Origin of the sequence: Pseudomonas sp. P7779 (assembly GCF_013386315.1) — a bacterium.
Taxonomy (GTDB): Bacteria; Pseudomonadota; Gammaproteobacteria; order Pseudomonadales; family Pseudomonadaceae; genus Aquipseudomonas.
The window spans coordinates 1-21,033 of record NZ_JACARZ010000041.1 but is presented as its reverse complement, the minus strand read 5'-3'; the positions used below and the strand labels follow the sequence as shown (position 1 = coordinate 21,033).

The 21,033-nt window shown below is 54.7% G+C and carries 21 protein-coding genes and 2 pseudogenes; 9 read left to right on the top strand and 14 right to left on the bottom strand.

The features are described from left to right. Positions 1–819 precede the first annotated feature (819 nt). Positions 820–1,428: a LysE family translocator gene (locus HX869_RS14060; RefSeq protein WP_178903226.1), complete on the bottom strand. Its 609-nt coding sequence runs from the start codon at positions 1,426–1,428 to the stop codon at positions 820–822. Between the two features lie 176 nt (positions 1,429–1,604). Next, a complete protein-coding gene (locus tag HX869_RS14055; protein WP_177028201.1) occupies positions 1,605–1,928 on the bottom strand; it encodes a helix-turn-helix domain-containing protein in 324 nt (107 codons plus the stop codon). A gap of 176 nt (positions 1,929–2,104) precedes the next feature. Here HX869_RS14055 and HX869_RS14050 point away from each other — a divergent pair, with 176 nt between their 5' ends. Together HX869_RS14050 and HX869_RS14045 are read left to right on the top strand one after the other, a co-directional pair. After that, positions 2,105–2,332 carry a hypothetical protein gene (locus HX869_RS14050; protein ID WP_256348171.1) on the top strand — a complete coding sequence of 76 codons (228 nt, stop codon included), beginning with the start codon at positions 2,105–2,107 and terminating at the stop codon, positions 2,330–2,332. Between the two features lie 239 nt (positions 2,333–2,571). Beyond that, on the top strand, positions 2,572–2,952 hold the full coding sequence (locus HX869_RS14045) for a DUF1090 family protein (protein WP_003207691.1): 381 nt from the start codon (positions 2,572–2,574) through the stop codon (positions 2,950–2,952). A 167-nt stretch (positions 2,953–3,119) separates the two neighbouring features. Here HX869_RS14045 and HX869_RS14040 read toward each other — a convergent pair whose 3' ends face one another. The 3 genes from HX869_RS14040 to HX869_RS14030 form a co-directional block, all read right to left on the bottom strand. Further along, positions 3,120–3,614, bottom strand: coding sequence for a hypothetical protein (locus tag HX869_RS14040; RefSeq protein ID WP_087693941.1), 495 nt, complete (start codon positions 3,612–3,614; stop codon positions 3,120–3,122). Positions 3,615–4,035: 421 nt separating this feature from the next. Beyond that, on the bottom strand, positions 4,036–4,572 hold the full coding sequence (locus HX869_RS14035) for a spore coat protein U domain-containing protein (RefSeq protein ID WP_177008548.1): 537 nt from the start codon (positions 4,570–4,572) through the stop codon (positions 4,036–4,038). Positions 4,573–4,836: 264 nt separating this feature from the next. Further along, positions 4,837–5,793, bottom strand: coding sequence for a GlxA family transcriptional regulator (locus HX869_RS14030; RefSeq protein WP_177021945.1), 957 nt, complete (start codon positions 5,791–5,793; stop codon positions 4,837–4,839). Between the two features lie 173 nt (positions 5,794–5,966). On the opposite strand from HX869_RS14030, the gene HX869_RS14025 reads away from it, so the two are divergent. From HX869_RS14025 to HX869_RS31555, 3 genes and pseudogenes are all read left to right on the top strand, one after another. After that, positions 5,967–6,899 carry an alpha/beta fold hydrolase gene (locus HX869_RS14025; protein WP_256348657.1) on the top strand — a complete coding sequence of 311 codons (933 nt, stop codon included), beginning with the start codon at positions 5,967–5,969 and terminating at the stop codon, positions 6,897–6,899. Positions 6,900–7,020: 121 nt separating this feature from the next. After that, positions 7,021–7,359 carry a hypothetical protein gene (locus HX869_RS14020; protein ID WP_178903225.1) on the top strand — a complete coding sequence of 113 codons (339 nt, stop codon included), beginning with the start codon at positions 7,021–7,023 and terminating at the stop codon, positions 7,357–7,359. 28 nt (positions 7,360–7,387) lie between these two features. Further along, positions 7,388–7,484 (top strand): annotated as a pseudogene (locus HX869_RS31555) (DUF159 family protein); the annotation flags it as partial. 69 nt (positions 7,485–7,553) lie between these two features. Here the strand turns inward: HX869_RS31555 and HX869_RS14015 are convergent. The 3 genes from HX869_RS14015 to HX869_RS14005 form a co-directional block, all read right to left on the bottom strand. Further along, the gene (locus HX869_RS14015; protein ID WP_023658797.1) at positions 7,554–7,736 is read right to left on the bottom strand and encodes a hypothetical protein; all 183 of its coding nucleotides are present in this window, start codon (positions 7,734–7,736) and stop codon (positions 7,554–7,556) included. Continuing rightward, positions 7,733–8,884: a PepSY domain-containing protein gene (locus HX869_RS14010; protein ID WP_177020014.1), complete on the bottom strand. Its 1,152-nt coding sequence runs from the start codon at positions 8,882–8,884 to the stop codon at positions 7,733–7,735. Before HX869_RS14010 ends, HX869_RS14015 begins: the two co-directional genes overlap by 4 nt. A gap of 69 nt (positions 8,885–8,953) precedes the next feature. Further along, complete coding sequence (locus HX869_RS14005; protein WP_178903235.1) at positions 8,954–11,029, bottom strand: TonB-dependent siderophore receptor; 2,076 nt, start codon at positions 11,027–11,029, stop codon at positions 8,954–8,956. A 1,204-nt stretch (positions 11,030–12,233) separates the two neighbouring features. On the opposite strand from HX869_RS14005, the pseudogene HX869_RS31550 reads away from it, so the two are divergent. The 4 genes and pseudogenes from HX869_RS31550 (at position 12,234) to HX869_RS13990 (ending at position 17,044) form a co-directional block, all read left to right on the top strand. Further along, a pseudogene (locus tag HX869_RS31550) lies at positions 12,234–12,443 on the top strand (hypothetical protein). A 529-nt stretch (positions 12,444–12,972) separates the two neighbouring features. Then, the gene (locus HX869_RS14000) at positions 12,973–13,875 is read left to right on the top strand and encodes a hypothetical protein (RefSeq protein ID WP_178903224.1); all 903 of its coding nucleotides are present in this window, start codon (positions 12,973–12,975) and stop codon (positions 13,873–13,875) included. Positions 13,876–14,081: 206 nt separating this feature from the next. Next, on the top strand, positions 14,082–16,031 hold the full coding sequence (locus HX869_RS13995) for a DUF3696 domain-containing protein (protein WP_178903223.1): 1,950 nt from the start codon (positions 14,082–14,084) through the stop codon (positions 16,029–16,031). 2 nt (positions 16,032–16,033) lie between these two features. Further along, positions 16,034–17,044 (top strand): hypothetical protein, encoded by a 1,011-nt coding sequence (locus tag HX869_RS13990; RefSeq protein ID WP_218646285.1) that lies wholly within the window; start codon positions 16,034–16,036, stop codon positions 17,042–17,044. A 148-nt stretch (positions 17,045–17,192) separates the two neighbouring features. Here HX869_RS13990 and HX869_RS13985 read toward each other — a convergent pair whose 3' ends face one another. The 6 genes from HX869_RS13985 to HX869_RS13960 form a co-directional block, all read right to left on the bottom strand. Continuing rightward, positions 17,193–17,735 (bottom strand): lysis system i-spanin subunit Rz, encoded by a 543-nt coding sequence (locus HX869_RS13985; protein ID WP_178903221.1) that lies wholly within the window; start codon positions 17,733–17,735, stop codon positions 17,193–17,195. Next, positions 17,717–18,280, bottom strand: coding sequence for a glycoside hydrolase family 19 protein (locus HX869_RS13980; protein ID WP_178903220.1), 564 nt, complete (start codon positions 18,278–18,280; stop codon positions 17,717–17,719). The genes HX869_RS13985 and HX869_RS13980 overlap by 19 nt, the downstream gene beginning before the upstream one ends. A 48-nt stretch (positions 18,281–18,328) precedes the next feature. Next, positions 18,329–19,369 carry a phage late control D family protein gene (locus tag HX869_RS13975; protein WP_178903219.1) on the bottom strand — a complete coding sequence of 347 codons (1,041 nt, stop codon included), beginning with the start codon at positions 19,367–19,369 and terminating at the stop codon, positions 18,329–18,331. 80 nt (positions 19,370–19,449) lie between these two features. Continuing rightward, a complete protein-coding gene (locus tag HX869_RS13970; RefSeq protein WP_178903218.1) occupies positions 19,450–19,656 on the bottom strand; it encodes a tail protein X in 207 nt (68 codons plus the stop codon). Beyond that, positions 19,631–20,476, bottom strand: a complete 846-nt coding sequence (locus tag HX869_RS13965) for a phage tail protein (RefSeq protein ID WP_178903217.1) — start codon at positions 20,474–20,476, stop codon at positions 19,631–19,633. Before HX869_RS13965 ends, HX869_RS13970 begins: the two co-directional genes overlap by 26 nt. Before the next feature lie 9 nt (positions 20,477–20,485). Further along, positions 20,486–20,770: a hypothetical protein gene (locus HX869_RS13960; protein WP_218646284.1), complete on the bottom strand. Its 285-nt coding sequence runs from the start codon at positions 20,768–20,770 to the stop codon at positions 20,486–20,488. Positions 20,771–21,033: the final 263 nt, after the last annotated feature.

The following is a 21,033-nucleotide window of genomic DNA, read 5'->3' as shown; positions in this document are numbered from 1 at the left end:
AGCGCTATGCAGCAGGCCAAGCAGCGTTAAAAGCCCTTGAGCGTTGCAGCAGGCTAGGGAATATATAGATCAAGCCCCCTCGATGCAAGGTCGGGTGTGGGCTTTTTCAAACAATCAAGCGGCGCCCTGGCAAACAAAAAAGCTCGCCAGATCAGTCATCTACAGATTTTGCAGGCGGGAGTGGGCAATGGCGATACCGACCGCTTCACCAGGTGCCGCACCCGTGCCCCACGTGCATCAGGAAAAATAAGTCATTACCGCAATAACCACTGAAACCCAAACCAGGGTCATCAAAAACGACAGCGCAGCCAATGTCTTGCCCATTTGCCTACTCGCCCCGATGAAATCACTTCAAGGAACCCTCCCAGCGCCGCTTGAGAATAGCCACGCACGACGCAGTTCGCCTTCAACCTCCCACGAAAATCGTGGATACGATACTCCACGCAAAAGGTTAGTTCCTTCAGCAGTCCCGCCCACACGTTACTGAGCCGCTGTTTATTCCCTGATACCCCAAAATGATCATCCCCGGCTTTCCTGCTCCTGCGGCGCCCCGGCCCATCTGATACGCTTTTTTCTTCTGCATCTGCCCCTGTATCGAAAACCGCCCTGCCCTGACAATACACCCACTCCCGACACGCCCGTGGAGCCCGGCAGGAACCGTCCTGCCGGCCCGTTCATTTCGGAGGCCTTATGGCTAAGATGGCATTTTTCCTGTTCGGTTTTCTTGCGCTGACCATCGCAATTGGTCTGCTGGCCACCATCTCACCGGTCTAGGATCCATGGCCTGCTGACGCAACCCGCTGGAGGTCAGAGGGCGTGTCAGCCGGCAAAAAACATCGGATACAACGACAGCACCAACAGCGCCGCCATCGACCAGTTGAACACCCGCAACCAGCGTGGCTCGCGCAGTACATTGCGCAAGCCGCTGCCACAGCCGGCCCATACGCAAACGCTGGGCAGGTTTACCAAGGCAAACACCGCAGCAATCAACAGCACGTTGGTGACATAACCCTCGGCAGGCGTGTAGGTGGTGATCGCGCCCAGCGCCATGACCCAGGCCTTGGGGTTGACCCACTGGAAGGCCGCCGCGCCAAGAAACGTCATGGGTTTGCGCTTGTCATCGGTGTCATCGGACATCGCACTGGAGGTTGCAATCTTCCAGGCGAGGTACAGCAAATACGCCGCCCCCACATAACGCAATACGGTGTAGGCCCACGGTAGCGCCTTGAACACTTCTCCCAGGCCCAGGCCCACTGCGATCACCAACAACATGAAGCCAATGCTGATGCCCAGTGCATGGGGGATCGAGCGAATAAAACCGAAGTTCACCCCGGACGCCAGCAACATGGTGTTATTGGGGCCGGGCGTAATCGAGGAGACAAAGGCGAACAGCGCAAAGGCTGACAACAGGCTTGAAGACATGAACATGGGCAACATCCGAACGAAGTACTGTGGCCAAGACAGTAGAACGTTGCGTCGGTATTCGCCCCGTACAGCTACCGGGAGATACGGGCATACACTTCATCAGGCCCGGGCATTCAACAAACAGTAATAGCGCACATGCACTGCCAGCTATACATCAAGCGGTTCCTTGCCCTGTGCCATTAATCAGCGGACAGCGACGAAGTGATTTGCGCAATCGCCTCCTGATCCAGGCAGTCCAGCGTGCGGTATTGGTTGATAATCGATGTCTCCTTTTCACTCAGGTCGTCCTGGTTGATCGCCGCCCTCTCCCCCGTCAGCACGTAAATCACGTCTACCCCCTTGCGCCGAAGGGCAATCAGGTAATCGGACTTGGGCAGCCGCACTCCACTTTCGTAATGCACCTGGGCATTGGCGGCGACACCGCCAATCGCACCAAACTCCTGCTGGGAAAGCCCAAGGACCTTGCGTTCTTCTTTCAGGCGGGCGCCGAGCTTGTCGTCCATGGTGGGTACCTCAAACCGTGTTTAACATCCACCATACGCTTATACGCAGGACCGGAGTCCATTCGTATTGACACTAACGGCGAATGCACCTTGCATCACCTGGACTCATTGCTCAGGATAGCGCTCTTGAGCTGAACATCGGCAGGGAAGCAGCAGGTTACCGAGGCCGACAACACATGACGCTCCATGAAGATAGCCCGCTGCACATAGAGGTGTGCCAGCGCCAGAAACACCTCTGGTTCTGGCTCCCAATTGGTCTTTTGATGGTTTTCTTGACGGTTACCTCGACGATTTCCCTGGGTACAAATCCGCCGGAATGGATGTTTGTCGCACTCAACTTTGGCTGGGCAATCGTCGCGCTGACACTGCTGGTGAAGCTATCGGGTATTTGTTGCGCCAAGTGAAGCACCCAGGCGTTTCAGCTTGCATCGCGAATCACTCGGGCTCGTGCCCTCACCTTGATACGTCGTCAATGCCAGACAAACAACGTGAAACAACTCACATTTATGGAGTTTCACGGTTGAAGGTCAAAATTTGACCAAATATATTTCGCCCCACCCGAGCGCTCACCTCTATACGGATATTGTTCTGCGCCTGCTCGGGCCCCCGGAGATGCGCAGGCAATAAAACATTGAGGTTTGCCATGCGTCTTTCCAAACTCGCCCCAGCCGCCGCCCTGTTCAGCCTGTTCACTTTGCCCGCCCACGCCGCCGACCTGTCTGCCCTCACCGGTGCCCTGTCATCTGCCTTGGGGGGTGCCGGCAACAGCAACAACACCGTCAACGCCAACAGTGCCTCCTGCCAGCAACAGATCCGCGACCTGCAGACCAATATCAATGCGGCCAATGCCAAGGGCGATACGTTGCGCGCGACCGCGTTCCAGGCAGCACTGACACAAACCAACAAGAGCTGCAGCAACAGCACCTACAACACCCAGGCACAAGTGGACACTAACCCTCAGCGCCAGCAAAACGTGAACAAGGCTGCGGATGCGATCAACGCAATTGGCGGCTTGTTCAAGTAAGTCGGGCTGCCCTGCGAGAAGGCCCGCGATTGCGGTTTTTTCGCCCATCGTACTTACCGGCAGACAATAAAAAACCCCGTAGACGTTAATCTACGGGGTTTTCTGGTGTGGAGGATTGTCGTCCCCCTTCACCTTAGCCAATGGCCGCCGACAGCTGCCATGTTCGCTTATTTCTTGGCCCAGTTGAGGATGTACTTACCGTAAGCACCTTCAAACCCATCGACGGCAATCGAATAGGTTTCACCCTTCTTGGCTGAAAAAGTCACAGCACTGGTTACATCATTTTCCGACTGGTTATTGTTCGTGCCGGCCACCGGCATCGAATTCAGGCTCGTGCTTTTATAAACGGCAAGCACGGTGTCGAATTTTGAGCCTGTGGTATCAAATGTGAAGCTTGCATCTTCTGGCGAAGTCCATTTGCACCAGACCGAATGGTAAGGCTTGGCAAAAGGAATATGTCCAGACTCACCAGCCTGGCTGGTGGCTAGTGTAGTGTCGCCGGCAACTGTACCTTTAACACCCTCGATAACCGTGGCTTGCGAGAAATCATCTGCGCAGCTCAGCGAGCTGCTTGTGCCGTTGAGGCCCTGATAGATCAGCGTGCCGGCTCCGAGCACGACAACAGCAATGGCTATTGGGAAAATAATGCGTGGTACGGCCATGACTCTTCCTTTTGAGGCGTATAGTTTCTGAACTACTGCCATAGCAAGCGCAGCTTTAAATGGAAAAATGGATATCGGCTGATTAACGCCCATGAAATCATGCCATGGACGTTAAAAATGGCATATCAAGCTATAAATCTCAGGAAACAAGTGGATTTTCTCTCGACCAGCCTGCCCGCCAGAGGCCCCTCGGTCACGAGGGGTGGCGATATTAACATGATGCATGCACCTGATCATCCAACTCCTGTCATCCCGTAGATGTCTTTAGGGGTGTGAATGCGATACAGGTAGAGATCAATTTAAAAATCAATAAATCTATGCCGTCTCCCGCTCAAAAATGGAAGACGGAGTTCAAAATGGAACAGCAAATAAATCATTTCCCTTGGCATCCGAAGATTGCCGCAAGCGATATACCTCATATTCAAAACGTCAGCGTGACCGCAATCGTGTCGGTATAAGTGCCGGCCGGCAAACCCACCTTGCCTGGGGATTTGCCGTAAATATTCACGGTTTGCGCAACCCCGGTGCTGGCCGTGAGATTGATAGTGCCGTTGTTGGCAAGAATTTGCGTGTGGGCGGCGTCGGTGTAGATGTCATAGGGCGCAAAGTGGCCGGCACCGTCTGCCAGGGCACGCGTTCCACCGGTGGATTTGCCATCATTGGCGCCGGACGTGATGGTCAATACCGGCGAAGTACCCGCCGAGCATTGAATAGACAAAGGCGCCCCGCCGCCGCCCAGCACTTGCCCATCAGCCTCGGTATACAGGGTGTTGGCGGTACCAAAGTTCAACGCACCGAAATTCAAGCCTGTGGTGCCTCCCACGCCGTTGACCAGGCAACTATTGATCAATATCAGCGACGCACTGATTTGCCCGGTGACGGTGGTCGCGGCCTGGGAGCCGGACACCCAGGCCAGTGTTGTCAACGCCAGTAAGACTCTTGAGATAAGTCCATTCATGAAGCTCTCCTTATGACTTGCCAACCCAGCGCGCCGGTTCAGGTCCCTGAGGTGGACCCTTGACACTTGTACAAGGATGGCCGTTGCGTAGAAGGTTAGTCAGTCAGGAGGAAACTGCCAGCCCGAGGCCAAATCGCTTTCACTTGCAGGCGGTTGCCTGGAGAGCTTTTCGGCCTTGTACCCGCAGGAGTCACTGGCCAGTTTTCGCTCCGTCGCTACACGTCAGCGAACGGGAATCGGAACCCGGAAATTACAGGTGCCTCCCTATCGATGATAAGCCTTCCGGTAGGTTGTGGGGCTCACGCCCACGATCGAGAAAAAGTGCTGACGTAACGACAGGCTTGTACCAAACCCGCAAGCGTCAGCGATCGACTCGACGCTATGGTCGGTGGTTTCAAGTTGCAGTTGGACGGCCTTGATTCGCTCATTCGTGAGCCACTTTCCAAACGTCGAGCCGGTCAGCTGCTTGAAGTGCCGAGTGAAACTGCGTCGACTCATCGCCAGCCTCGTCGCCACTTGATCGATTGACAACGGTTGTTCCAGGTTTGCCCGAAGCCAGTCCAGCAACTGGCCGAGACGCTGGTCGCTTGCGCCTTGAGGAACAGGCTGGCTGATGAACTGGGCCTGGCCTCCGTCGCGATGGGGGGAAACCAGCAGTTGACGCGCCAACGCGTTGGCAACCCCCCGCCCGTAGATCCGCCTGACGATATGAATACAGCAATCGAGCCCTGCGGCCACGCCTGCAGAGGTCAGGATTTGCTGCGCCTCGACATAGAGCACTTTGGGGTCCACTTCAATGCGTGGGAAATCTCGCGCCAGATGCGCCGCCCACGCCCAGTGCGTGGTTGCCCGCTTGTCGCACAGCAGGCCCGCATGGGCAAGCACGAACGCCCCCAGGCACAGGCCGACCACCAGCGCGCCCCGTTCATGGGCTGCCTGAAGCGTTTCGAGGAGCGCGCTCGGCGGCCTTTCGGTGACGTCCCGCCAGCTGGGAATGATGACGATGTCAGCTCCTGCAACCTGGTCCAAACCATGGTCACAGTGGATCGCGAAACCGGCGTTGGTAACCAGCGCCCCCTCTTCGCCCGCGCAGACCACCAATTCAAACCAGGGCGAATCCCCCACTCGGCGATCTTTACCAAATACGAGGCACGGCACAGAAAGGTGAAAGGGGCTGATGCCGTTAAAGGCGATGACCGCAACTTTCACACTTTTTTTCATAGGACGGGCCTGATCGAGATTGGCCCGATTCTAATGAAAAATGGTCATTGGGCCAATGGTGTGAGTTCCCGGATGCGTTCACTCTGATCGCAGCTGCATTTCACCGGGAAATGCGCAAATCAGAGCTCAGGGCCTCAATGAACATCGCCACCTTTTGCACGCTGGGAGCACTTATGACCACTCTTTCGATGACCGCACCGGCACACGCCAGCGAACCGGTGCCGTCCGTCCCCTATACCACCGAGTCCACTGACTATCATTGGTCCAGTGTGGACGGCGTGAGGGTTTTCTATCGCGAGGCCGGCCCCAGGGACGCGCCGCCCCTGGTGCTGCTCCATGGCTACCCTTCGTCCTCGCGCATGTGGGATTCGCTGATCCCGCTGCTTGCTGACCGGTATCACGTGATCGCCCCCGACTACCCCGGGTTCGGCAGAAGCGACGCGCCCTCGGCCGCGACCTACACCTACACGTTTGACCATCTGGCCGACACCATGAGCAAGCTGCTCACGCAATTGCAGATCCATGAATACACCCTGTTTATGCAGGACTACGGCGGCCCGGTAGGCTTTCGGATGATCCTCAACGCGCCGCAAAAACTGCACGGCATCATCATCCAGAACGCCAATGCCTATGACGAAGGCCTGGGTGCCAAATGGGCGAACATCGCCAAGTACTGGAAGGCTCCCGCCGAGCATCCCGAACAAGTCGATGGGTTCACGGGGTACGAAGGCACGAAGCAGCGTCATCTGGGCACCAGCCCTCATCCCGAGCGTTACAACCCTGATGCCTGGGAGGACGAGTTTGCCGCCTTATCCCGTCCGGGCCAGCGGGCGATACAGTCGGCGTTGTTGCTGGACTACCAGAACAACGTGGCCTCTTACCCAAAATGGCAGCAATGGTTGAAAGACAACCAACCGCCGATGTTGGTCATGTGGGGAAAATACGACCCGTCGTTCATTGTGCCGGGAGCCATGCGCTACAAGGATGATGTGCCGGGGGCCGAGGTTCATATTCTGGACGCGGGGCATTTCGCGCTCGATGAAAAAACCGAGCAGATCGCCAGCCTGACGCGTCAGTTCATGGCGCGTATCACCGCCGGTAAATAGTAAAGAGTGGGAGGCCCGCGCCCGACTGATCGTCGGGTAACCCTGCAGTTCGTCGCCTCAAGCATTCCACTTCACCCAATCTCGAATACTGTATACACATACAGCACTCGAAATACCTCCTATGAATATCGACGAAGACACCTGCGGGTGGCTTGGCATCCCCACGCCTCTCGAAATGCACAAACAACATGCCCGGCTGCTCGAGAACGAGATCCAGGAACTGAACCTGCAACTGCGCAAGGCCCGGGCGGATATCTTCGGCCTGGTCGCGATGCTGACAGAAGCACAGGCAAAGAACGAAGAGTTTGCCGGATACCTCAGGCTGCGCGGTGCCGAAGCTGCAGCGATGAGGAAGCAGATCGCCAACCTCACCACTTCAGATCGACTCAGCACGCGCGAGGCCGAGAGGCTGCGCAGTGTGCTGAGCGAACTGATGTCTCACCCGAAAACCATCGTCTAAGCTCAGGTTTCAGGTTGAGGGCTTGGCCATGTGCGGAAGACTTTCCCAGTACAGCGCCATTCACGACTTCGTCGCGGCGCTGAGCATGCCCAATGCCCTGGCGAACTCCGTGGGTGAGTTGCCGCAGGGAGAAAATCGACCTGCAACCGAGTGGCAGCTGACGCTGTTGATGACGGCGCTGAGGATCGCGCCAATCATCGTTTGGCTGAACGCAAACGCAGCCAAACCACCCCGACCAGCCCCAACGGCACCCCCAGGCTGAGCCATGAAAGCAGATCATAGACGCCGTCACCGATCAGCGCCGAGAGCAATCCGAACAGGCTTAAAACAAAGAGCAACAGCGGCCAGCGAAAGATCATCCACAGTCCGCGCCTCATGATCGGCCCCCCATTTCCGGCCCGCTGGCATGCAATTCATCCAAGCGTTTTTGCAACGGTACCTTGCGACGGCTCAGCCACAGGTAGAGCCCACTGCCGAGGATGACGATGCTGATGAGATCGAGCAGCGTCCAGATGATCTTCAGCGGCACACCACCGTAATCACCAAAATGCAGCGGCTGCGAAACCAGCAAGGTTTTCACGTACAACGGCATCTCACGCATGTCGGTCAGCTCGCCGGTACTCGCATCCACCAGGGCCGGCTTGAGCAATCGCGCAGTGAGCGGCGTGGTGCCGCGCATGAACACTGCGTAATGGTGCTGGCTGCTGAACTGAGTACCGGGAAAGGCGATGAAGCTGGGCTCCATGCCTGGCGCCGCCTTACGCGCGGTATCCAGCGCTTTTTGCAACGACCCGAGGCGCTCCAGCGGCGGCGCATCCTTGTAGGGCGCGGTCATCTGCGCCAACTGGTCACTCTGCCAAAAGTCGAAAATGGGCAATGCCAGCGTATTGATCACGCCTGTCAGCCCCACCACCAACACCCAGGCGAGGGTGACGATGCCGAGCACGTTATGCAGGTCCAGCCACTTCAAGCGTGAACTGCGCCCGTTGCGCACGGTGGCGAAGTCCAGCTTGCGCATGAACGGTGTGTACACCACCACGCCGGACACCAGCGCCGCGACCAACAGCAGCCCCATGAAACCGAGGAACAGATAACCGGGCAACCCCATGAATAAATCGGTATGCAGGCGCAACATCAGGTTCATGAACCCTTCGTCTGGCGGCACCGCGGGAAATAACTCGCCAGTGCGTGTATCGAACGACTGCGAATGCCCCTCGATCGGTGGCGGCATAATGCTCGTTGCCGTGTACACCGTACCGAGCGGACTTTCCGGATCGAAACCGACAAAACGCACGACCTCCCCCGGCTGCGCCACCAATGCTCTGGCAATGACGGTGTCGTAGTCGATTCGTGGTGTATCGGCGGTCAGCGGCCGCAGGGGCGGCGGCGGCTCGAAGTAGTGCTCAATCTCTTCATGAAAGATCAGTGGCAGCCCCGTCAGGCACAGCAACAACAGGAAAACGGTAGCGATCAGGCTGGTCCATTTGTGGACCAGAAACCAGATACGCAAGGTGCGTGCAGTCATGCTCGGTGGTTTTCCTTAAAGCGCCAGGCTCGCCGCGCGTCACGAGGCACGGCGAGCCCCCAGGCGGTATCAGTATTTCCAGGTAACAGACGCTACCAGGTTACGCGGGGCGCCGTAGCTGGCGGTCGTGGCACTGTTGTACAGCGATAGCAGGTATTTGCGATCGGTGACGTTGTTCAGGTTCAGCGACGTGCTCCAGTTGCTGTCGATGTCATAGCTGGCCATGAAATCGAGCAACGCGTAGGCGTTCTGGTGGATGGCACTGTTCGTGTCGTTTTCCACTGCACTCTGCCAGCTTACCCGTGTACCGATCTTGGCTTGGGGCAAACTTGGCAAGCGATAGGTGAGCATGCCGCGCACGCTATGAGTTGGCACATACTTACGGGCCTTGTCGCCATCGTCGTTGTCGATGCGCACGTAGGTATACCCGGCGAGCACGTCCAGGCCGGGTAGCGCTTCGCCAGAGGCTTGCAGCTCTACTCCGTGACTCTTGTAATCCATGGGGTCGTAAACGGACCGGCCACCCACCAGGCCGACATACTCCGCGACATTCTGCTGTTCGGTCTTGAATGCCGCGGCGGTGACGTTGAGGCGGTCATCCAGCAAGCTGCCCTTCACACCGGCTTCCATGCTTTTGCCTTCAAGCGGAGCAAGCAGTTTGCCGTCCCTGCCCAGGTTGTACTGAGCGCTGTAGATTTTCGTCCAGCTACCATACACGCTCCACTGCTTGTCCAGGTCGTAGACCAGGCCGGTGTAAGGCGTCACCTTGCCATGTGCGCGGGTGTAGTAGTCGGAACCATAGCTGTCGCCGGAAGCGTCCAGGCTGATCATCCGCGCGCCGGCGATCCAGTGAAGATCATCGGCCAGACTGAATCGGGCACCGGCGTACACGCTTTTCTGAGTGTCCGTGAAATTCTGGGTATTGGCGTCGCTGGTAAACAGGAACGACGGATGCGCCAGATTGCCCGCCAGCACATCCGAGAATGAAACGTCGTAGTAGCCATCTGCAGCCGCATCGTATTCCCGGGCCTTCTGATGGGTGCGGCCATAGGCGGCACCGAGGGTCAACTCATGCTCTCGGCCAAACAGGCTGAACGGGCCGGAGACCTTGGCCTCGCCCAGCAACTGATGAGCCTCGCTGGTGGTATTGGCGGCAAACACTGAGGCGTCATCACCGCTGACCCCGGCGACATACATCATGTTGGTGTCTTGCTTTTCGGTGATGCCCGTGGCGGTGACCGTAGCGTTCCAGCCGTTGCCAAAATCATGCTTGAGCTCAGCGAATGTGCGCTGGGTACGCAGGTTCCAATAGGTCCACGGCTGGCCGATGCTGGAGCTGCGGCTGCCATAGTGAATGGCGTTGCCATCGTTATCCACCAACGGCAAGTTACCCCAGGTGCTGCCGTTTGAATTGCTGTCGTGCTGGGAGAAACCCACGGTTACGGTGTCGGCATCGGACACATCGAACGCCAACAACCCGGCAGCGACGTTGCGCTCATGGCTGTATCGATCCATCCACGAGTTGCCTTTGTCGTGGGAGTAAATGAAGCGGCCGCGTACGTTGCCGGTATCCGTCAACGGCCCGGAAACGTCCACGTCCACACGACGGCCATCCCATGAGCTGACGCTGGTATCGATTTGCGCCTGGAAGGTCTCGGTCGGACGTTTGCGTACGAAATTGACCGTGGCCGACGGGTTGCCAGCCCCGCTCATCAAACCATTGGCGCCATGCAGGATGTCGATCTGCTCGAACTCGGCCAAGTCCTGATCACCGACCAATACGGTTCCCACGAAGGGCATGCCCACGCCATCGTATTCAAAGTTGTTGATATCGAAGCCGCGCGAGGTGAATTCCGTACGATCGGTTTCGGTTTGCTCCACGGTCACCGAGGGCGCAGCACGCAGCGCATCCTTGATGCCCGTAATCTTGAAGTCATCCAGGGCTTGCCGAGTGATGGTGGTCACGGCCTGCGGGGTTTCCTTGTCCGTCAAGCCCAGACGGGTAGTGCTGGACGACGGGTTGCTTTTGTAGCCCACGGTTGGACCGTCAATAGGTTCACTACTCGCTTCGATCTGGGTAGTCGGCAACGTCAAGTCTTCGGTGGCGTGAACGAGGGACGCAGCGCTGCAAGCGCTAGCAAGCAACAGACTGGCAGAAAAGTGATGTTTCAAAACGAGGATTCCTACGACGAGTGGGTCAAGCGCGTTAACATTTCGAGAATGCTAATAGGAATCTAACTCAATTACCAAGTTATGTCGGACATTTTTTTCACATTTCGAAACATTTACCGTCGGGTACATTTGGCTACATTTTGGCGTTTCAAAATGAGGAGGCGCGGAACACTGAAGATTCGCCGTTGAGAAGATTTCGGCCGCGGCTCAGGCCGCGAGATTGAATGAGGGCGACTGATTCTGCACCGAGTGGCTCCGATTCCACATCGAGCCATGTACTACCCAGTAGATTCGTCGGGAGCTGAAGCTGATGAAGCGCGAAGGCCTGTCAGCAACCTCACTCCAGTAAGAACCCATCCGCACACTCCTTTTTATGGGCACAAGGGTATTCACATGCCTCAGAAAGAAGGTTCAGGAACAGCGTCTGACTGAGATTGGCTGGGGAGCCAGGGCGCTAGTACCGTAGTCGTGGAAGGAATCGCCGGGGTCAATTCATGAACTCCGGCCGAAGACCGCAAAGAAGATTGATGCCTGCGTTGGAGCTATCGCTAAACGGCAAAATGGAAAAGATCCGGGTGGCGGTTCTTTTTTTCGAGCTCAATAAAAAACCCCGTAGACGTTAATCTACGGGGTTTCTAAGAGTGGAGGCCGAGGTCGGAATCGAACCGGCGTAGACGGATTTGCAATCCACGAATATCCTTCGTTTTATCAATCACTTATATTCACATCAATTCCGCATTTCCATCGTTTATACCTCGCTGGACCCCGCTGAAATCGGTCGGTTCTATTTCGGTTGCGGAATCGATTTTCTATGCTTTGTCACCTACAGTCGGGCAGCCCTCTGCATCGTCCTATCAAGCCTTCCGTTCAACGACCGTGGATAGGGATTTGAACCCTTTCAAGCCTTTCTCTGTTCCGTCCTAGACCGTGAATAACGGAATTTTATCGAGATACCTGTTGCTTACTGCGGCCTCTGCCGGCCCCGATCTTGCCCTAAATATGCCCTAAACCTTTCTCGCATCAGCAGCGTTGAGCGATAGCGGCTTCTGAGATTTCTGACAACCAGTGACAACTCCAGTAGTTGCCTGTGAAGGTTATCGACAAAGCCTCTCAATAACTCTATTCCCTCTAAGTGGCAATTCGGCTGCTATGCTGAACTCTTAATGGAGAAAACACGATGCCGAATTCAGACCTACTCCCTCAACTCCTACTCAAGATCAACGAAAATCAGCTTGGCTCGGAAGCCGAGATCATGGAGACCACAAACTGTTGTCGAGTAGCGTGGTGGTGCTGCGGTTCCCGATAATATCAGGTCCCCCTGACTGCGATTGATCCGAACGACGAGTTCATCAAGCTAACGTTAGCGGTGGTGATGGTGCCTGAGTGATTGCAACCTGCCTGAAGCTGTAAAAATTCATCGTAACAAAACAAGACACATTACATAAATTTCCTTTGGAGTTGACATGATTAAATTTAAGATGGCGACTGGCGTCCTTACCGTTTCTTTAGGACTACTCCTTGCTCTTCCTGCACTTGATGCTTATGCAGCAGAGCGATGGGAACTTGTTAGTTACAACCATAAAGGGGCTCCAAAACGAAACGTCGAATCTACCTATCCCTCAGAACAAGAATGCAAGGCTGCGAAAGTGCACTACAACAACACCCATGCAGATCGCTTCGCTACTTGTGATAGGACCTGAAAGCGTACGAATGTGACTCTTCGGGAGAGATCCAAAATTATAATTCGGCAGTGTGCAATTGCTGGACTGACTCATGGCTACTTCAGCCCACCACTGCCTTCAACCGTTCATCACAACCGCTATTGTCGGGTAAGAAATGGCCATTGCTGCAACGAATCGATTAATATTCCGATTCGTATGTCTTAAATGGCAGAGGCGTCAGTTTGGAGGTATCTAATGGCGGATTTGTGGGAGCCAATTAACGGCATTTATACAGCTGCAGCACCGCTTTTCCCGTGGGCTGCTGGCCTGCCCAACATTGATGTTGTTCAATGGGGCAGCGCGCTGATTAGCGCCGGGTTCGGTGCTGGCATTGGTGCATGGATGGCCGGCCGAATTGCTACGAGCGCGAAGCTGAGGGACGAGCTATTAGCTGAGCTCCGCAGCATCGACGTCGCGATCACGCTGTGCATATCGGTCATAGATGTGGCCGGTTCTCTCAAAAAACAGCACGTATCAGAGTTTCTGAAAAAGTACGAATCGGACTTGGTACGGTTCGCTAACTACCAGGCCGCGGCAAAACGGGAGGGGCCGTTCCAGCTGAGCATCAACCACTTGAAGTTTCAAACCATAGCACCGCCGATTGTAGAACTACAGAGCCTCATTCTTAAGGATATGAGCATGTCGCCCAATGGAGTGAAATCAATAATTTCCCTGGCGGATGCCGTCGGAAATCTTAACGGCATGATTGGCGCTTATAACACACTCTTAGAGATGTTTAGAAACGGTGCCTTGCCAGCAGGTTTCGCGCCCGAGCACTACTATCTTGCGCTGCCCGTTGAAGGGGTTGTAAACAATGAATACGGCTCGGCTGTGCAGGGAATAGCGACATACACCGACGACGTCATCTTCTTCGCATGCAAGCTCTCTGAGTGCCTAACATCACAAGGAGTTAAAGTCCGTGACCGGTATGAGGAATTGTCCGGGGAAAAACGCTTGATTCGGAGGGCAGACTCAATTGGAGAAAATGCGGATTTGATTCCCCCCGATAGTGCTTATGAACCATGGATGAGAGGATGGGAAGACGATTTTAGCGAGGTAGCAAAAAAACGCAGGAGGTGGCATCGCAAGAAGAATTGACGGCATCTATGCCCCCCGCTCTCAGTAGCGGATACCTCACCTGTACCTCACAGTCGTTAACCCAGCTCAACGCGCTCTCCAGAGGTTTTGAGTACGCTGTAAAGGCCTGCATGTCGAGTTTTGATACCAGAGCGCTCCAGTGATGCCGTAACGCCAGCTTCGTGCTACTGTTAGCTCCTCAAGGCTATAACGAAGGAACGAGCCCCATGCTTAAGTCTATATCTCTCAAACGTTTTAAATCGATTTGTAACGAGAGTGCTCTGCCTCTAGATCTATTTTCGATTCTTTGCGGTTCTAACAGCAGCGGCAAAAGCTCTTTAATTCAAGCCATATTATTCATGAGCCAAAGCCTTTCTTCACGTTACGACAGAACCTCTTTCATCTTAAATGGGCCATTAACGAAGCTAGGTTCAATTTCCGACGTAAAAAGCCACTTTAGCAATGAAAAAAGCTTTGAAATAAAATTCACACTTACCGCCAGTCGCTTCCCGTGGCTTCTAGACCCGAACGATACTGTAGAGATTCGACTATTATTAGGCAAGCGTAATAGTTACGACGGCAGTTTGGATGACGAGCTTCACCCCACGCCCATAGAATGTGATGTTACCTTTATTGGGACCGCTGATAACTCCAATTCATTTCAAACGCTACAGGTTTATGACGAAACCTATAACAAGCAACCTCAATCACAAGCCGTCAACACGGCGCCGATATTTAAAATAAGGCACTTCGACCTTGACTCCATCCCAATGCTGTCGGAAGAGTTTCCCGAATTAAAACCTATCGGCTTCGAGCGAGACGGGATAATTCCAAAAAACTTGGTCTTTAGTTACGACAAAACCAAGCGCATCGCTAATCGAATTATCCCTTACCTATGCGGATCTCGATCATCAATACTTAGCGGATTCTATTTCGAACTCAACGAAGAAAGATTAATAATACCTAATTCCTTTATAGACTGTGCTCAAGAAATAATCGAGCAAGAGCTTCGATTTCTCAGCGATACTTTTGTATTACCTGAAGCGCTGAGCAAAGCCATGCGCTCTAACTCAGCCCTCCAACGATCCGTAGACTTCACAGAAGTTAAAAAGCAACTTATATCGCAAAAATTCCCCCTTACAACTTCGCTTTTTGACTCACTAAAAAAAAGAGCAAGCCACATCCCGATAAAAGAATTCAAAGCCTTCATACAGCAACAACCTAAAGAGATCTCACTTGCCATACTTGACCTGCTAAAAAAACATCAGGAAACCTTTAAGGAGTCTTGGTACTTCGGCACAGAAAAAGAAACAGCTATAGAATCTCAAACTATACCAATTTTTGATAAAATCGAAGACTTTGTAATTGCATATTTTTCTAGAGCCGTTAGGTATCTGGGCCCGCTACGGATTGAGCCTCAAGCCAACTATCCAAGCACGGGCCTTGCGGATCCGAAAAATGTTGGTCTAAAGGGAGAAAATACTGCAGCAGTTCTGCACATCAATAAAGGCAGAAATATCCGCTACTCTTCACCACTTCAGGATGACGATGGCAGACTAACGCTACAAGAAAGCGCTACCCCGTTAGACGTAGCCTGTAAGACTTGGCTGACCTACTTAGGTGTAGCGCAAGACTTCAATACCGTCGACACTGGTAAAATGGGGCACTTACTCCGAGTCAAGACGCACTCTGCAGATCAGTGGCAGGATATGACACATGTTGGTGTTGGCGTAAGCCAAGTGCTACCGATTATTCTAATGGCCTTACTGTCTGATCCTGGAGACATGCTAATCTTCGAGCAACCCGAGCTTCACCTTCATCCAAGGGTGCAATCAAGACTTTGTGATTTCTTCATCGCGGTAGCGCTGAGCGGAAGACAATGCCTCATTGAAACCCACAGCGAATATATGATAACTCGACTTCGTGCGCGAATCGCACAAAGTGAAGATGACAAAATAAAGAGCATAAGCTCTATCTATTTCGTCAACAAGCACAACAGCGTATCGCAATTCGAAAAGGTTGATATTAGTCGCTACGGAGCGATAGAAAATTGGCCTAAAGAATTTTTTGACGATAACAATAAAGAAATCGAGCTTATAATTAGAGAGGCCGCACTTAAAAGAAAAAGAGACCGCCTTCGCGTAACCGAAGAACAAAAGAATCGCGAGGGGCAATGACGATGCAGCCGGTTATCACTTGTGACTTTCTTCTTGCTCCCGCTTACTGCGATCCGACTCTCATTGACGACTTCGTCACTGACCTGATGCAAATACACGCTGACATTACAAACTCGGACCACCCTCCATTTCTTGAAGATGAAGCATACATAAAGCTTCAGCAAGCAAACCGATTCCCAACTGATAAAGTTTTCGCAACAAATATCCAAGAAGATGGAGTAACGACGTACTCCGCCAATGACATAACTACCATTATCAACCAGATTCTTTCTACTGCAAAAAGCATGGAGGAAAAAGACTACTTCTGGGTCAGTGACTGGAATGATCTCACACTATTACCCGCTCCTCTAGCTCACGACGTGCCTAATAGACCGTCCGAACTATCTGAGCTTTTCGTAAGTCTGGCTCTTTACAGCCTGACTCAAGGAAAGAACCCCTGCGCTTTGCATCATTACCCCCCATTCAGCCCATTAACCGAAGTGAATGGAACTTTGTTGAATGCGCATCCATCTCAACTTACATTTCCTATTCAAGTCAAACAGCACATTCCAGTTCATGCCAGCTACAAATCTTACTTCTCGCATATTGATGGCAGCCATTTCTTCTCTGCTGAAATGAGTAACTACGACCTCAAGCTTGGCGTATATTCCTATGCTCTTCGCATAGTTCGAGAGGCGGGCGAGGACCTACAAACTGTAGAGTGGTCATCTTTTTCATTTGGCGAAGATTTCATTGAAAGCATGAACAACAATCAGGCAAATTTTGATCAGAAATACTTCAACACCTTGATCGAATGTCTAAGTCATATAGTTGCGGGACGACCGAAAAACCAACTCTCTCCTTTTCATACTAGCGCCACTTCCGGAGTGCAAATAAAACGAGGTGGAAATTTAGCTTACAGGTCACACATAACCAAGGCTGGCGCTGCACTTCGTCTAATGCACTGGAAGACACCTAACGGAAAAATAATTTTCGCAAACGTTGGAGTTAAAGGCGAACTCATAATATTGTAACTAGCAAATACCAGACCGCGCCAGTTTCAATTAACAACACACGCAGGGCGCCACCCGCATACTCCTACACGCTCCAATTGTTTCGGAGTACTAACGCAAAGAAAGGTGGCCGGGCTGGATGTTGACGCATCCTACCCGGCCGCTCCTTTTACTTCAGTGTGGAAACTTCTTTTGCGTAAGCCTGACATGCCCGCAGGGCGATCAATCCTTGGTCGCCGGCATCGGTGATTCCGATAATTCGTTGAGCATGCGCTGGGTTAAGTTCGGCTCTTGTGGTGCCATGAACCACGCGGCCGGTGGCGGTGGTGGTTGGCACTGAACAGCTGCTGGTGGCATCGGTGGCGGCGAGTACGACTGACAGCCGCAGATCAGCAGTAGCCAAGCGATCACGCAGACGAGCCTGCTTGGTTTGCTCATTGGTCAATTCCTTGTGGTGGGTTTCGTCTTTACTCTGCAGGCGCTGCTCCAGGGCCAAGCGCTTGTCCTGCTCGGTACGCTGCAGGGCAGCAGACGCTTGGGATAACTCGTTGAGGGTGTCAGCTTGCAGCCGGGATTGACGCTCCAGCAGACGGCCATAACGCCAATCCTGGAGAGTCCAGGCCAACGCCGCAGATCCGGCGACCACCATCAACAACAGCGCGCCGACGGCAGCGATACGGAACTGCGCAGGGATCAGGTCGAAGAGACGCATAACACCGCCCTCGCCCTGGCCCACAGCTGCAGCCGGTCCTCCAGACCGTTGAGCCCGCCATTGACCCGGCGGGTGATGGTGTTGAACTGCTCCTGATCGGCGAGCGCATTCAGCCCGTTCACCGACCAGAACCACGCCGCCGACTCTGCCGCCCATTGCGGCTGCTCGAGCAGCTCCGGTGTGCGCAACAATCGTTCATCGCCGAACAGCGCCAGGCTGCAGCGCAGGTAGTTATCGTGCCCGGTGACCTGGATCAACCCACGGCCACGGTAACGTTGACCGTCCCCATCGGCTTCCGGGGTATTGCCGAGCTTGGCCGCCAGAGGGCCGGTGTCGTATTTGCTGAGGTACTGATCGCTGCCCAGTTCGCGTACGTACTGCAACTGACCCGATTCGTGTCCGACCTGGGCGAGGAATGCGGCCTGGCGCTTGGGTGTGTCGATCTTCCTGTTGGTCATCGCTGCGTTTAAGGCAGATACAAAAACGCCCGCTTGGCGGCGGGCGTTGGGCATTATGCGTTGAAGTTGTTGCTCGGTGATGGGCATGACGCCTCCTGAGTTTATCGTTTCGGATCGGGCAAGTGCGTTAAGCGATTACGGCACCGTCAGCACGGTGAGCGGCTTTTTCTCTTTCTTACCTTTAGCCTTGGCTTTGCCTTTCTTGCCAGCATTGCACTCGACCGTAGTGGACCAGCCGGCCTGGGTGAACACCTGTTCCACTGAGTCCACGAGAAAGTCCCCATCCAATCCATCCTTGAAACCCTGCGCATTGATGTGGCGCTCGGCGAACAAGTCGGTGCGTCCCACCATCTCCAGTCGAACCGCTGCCGTAGAACGGTTGAACGCATTCAGCCGCGCCTTGGCAGCCTGTTCCGCTGCAGACTTGTTGGGATGGATATGTCGGTCGGTATGGACCGGCGGCATGCCTTCCGGCGCGTCGTCGTTTCCCAGCTCCAGGGTCACCAGTTCGCCGTTCTTCTTGTTCTGGTAGCGCGTCTTGACGGCCTTTTGCGTGGTTCGGTCAGCGAAACGAAACTGCCAGCGGCTGACGTCGCTTTTCGTGATGGTGACCACACCGAGGGTTTTGCCACTCGCGCTCTGGCCCGCCTGACGCTGCATCACCAGCAACTTGCCGTCAGCGACCTTGGCGGTGCAGTCGTATTGCTTGGACAGACGGGTGATGAAGTTGAAGTCGGACTCGCCGATCTGGTCGACCCGGGGCACTACCGTGGTGATGGAACAGACCGGTTGCCAGCCACTGCGAGCCGCCACGTCAGCAACGATGTGCGCGAGGGTGACGTTTTCCCAACTACCGGTGCGGGTAGTTTTGCCGGATCCGCGCATGTCGCTGGCTTTACCGCGAATCACGATGGTGTCCGGCGGGCCGGATGCTTCGACCTCATCCACGACATAGCGGCCGAGGCGCGTCAGACTGTTGCCGGCGTAGCCCAGGTAGATCTCAATGCCGGCACCGCGTTTGGGCAATGACACCGCACCGTCGCGGTCATCGATACGCAACTCGAAGTCATCCGACTCCATGCCAGGTTTATCGACGGTGCGCAGGGACAGCAGGCGGTCGTTGATCAGGGCCGTGATATCGGTCCCGTCAGCAACAATTCTAAAAGTTGGTTTCATCTCGATACCCTAGAAACGACAAAGCCCCGCAGTGCGAGGCTTTGTCATGAACAGCTACTCAAATATTTGACTCACAACCATCAATCCCACAGCTGCACCGTTTCGTCCGCGACTGGTGGAAGATCCGGAAAGACAATCAGCAATCCAGCCGTAAGCGGTTGCGGCTGGTCGGCCAACCCTTGGTTGTGAGCCAGCACGGCCTCCACCGTGCCGTTCAGGTGCCCGTAAAACTGATTGCACAAGGTATCCAGCACATCGCCGTCAGACGTTCTGCAGGTCATCGCCATAACGTACAAACTCCAGAGTGAACACTTGTTTGCGCGGGATACCGCCCTGCAGCAGCGCGCTCTGCTCTTCGTCGAGGTTCTTCAGGCACCAGGTGCCCAGCACTTCTCCGTAGCCGGTGGTAAGGGTCAGTGGCAGCAACTGGGCACCGATGCTGCGCAGGGTGTCCAGTTGCTTAAGTCCGCCCTTGAAGCCGGGAAAGATTGAGCCTTTGAGTGTCATTTTCTCCTCGCCCATACCGATGGCCTGCTGCGCCGGCCGACGGCTGAGACGCTCTTGCGAGGCCCAGCGAAACTCCGTCTGCCGGCGTAACTCGTCGAAGGCCGCCGTATCCAGGTTGAAGTAATACGGTTGCGTGTTCGGTTTGAGCGGCTGGATGATCAACAGGTGTGGAAACGGTTTAACCGCTTCGGCGAGTGGCGTTTGCGACAGCCCCAGCGCTTCGGTCGGAAAAATGTTCGCCAGTTGCGGACTGACCTTGCCCGCCACCTGATTGATCGCAGCGCCCGCCTTAGCGGCTTGTTCCTTCAAAACACCCAGTCGCTCGTCAATCTGCGACGCCGCCCGTGAAGCCCGGCTATAGGTTTCCACCACAGCGCCGACCTTGGCCTGGGCAGCACCGACACCCCGCATAACCCGCTGCAGCTTTTCCCCTACGCCGTCAGGAATGAACGGCACGTTTTCAAGTTCAGCGGCTGCACCCGTGATTTCACTGATAGCGCCATTCACCGGCCCGAGCATCCCATCCAAACTACGCCGGCCCGCTTCGCCCGCACTGACCAGGTATTTGAAACCTGATTGCATCTGCTCCAGGTATTCCATGGTCCCTCCTTATGTATGGGCATCGTCGTAAAGATTGCGCCGGGCTTCCTGCTGCGCGGCGTCACTGAGTGCGCGCTGCATCAAAGGCAGCAACTGCTGAACAAACTGCTGCGGATCCTTGGCATCGCCCTCGACCGTGACCGGCATGCTCAGCGAGTAGCTGAACTTCTGGTCCACCCGTGCCGGGTCTGGCTTGGGTACTGCGGGCGCTTGAATAACGATGTTCGCGGGTTTGGAAGCAGCAGGCGCCGCCAACGAGCGCGTCACGTCACCCAGCGCGGGTCCCATTGGCATCATAATGGGAGCTACTGACTTCGGTGCTGCAGCAGCGATTAGAGGCTGTCGACGGGTTTGAGTGTCGACAATACTGCTTACCGACGTAGATGCCGCCTGGAACAACGGTCTCGCGACAGGTGGCACGGGAGCGACAGCCGTTCCAATATCTGGCGCAGCAGGTGCCGTCGAGCGAGTCACGTCACCCAGCGCTGGTCCCATTGGCATCATCATGGGAGCTGCTGGCTTCGGTGCTGCAACAGCGATTAGAGGCTGTCGACGGG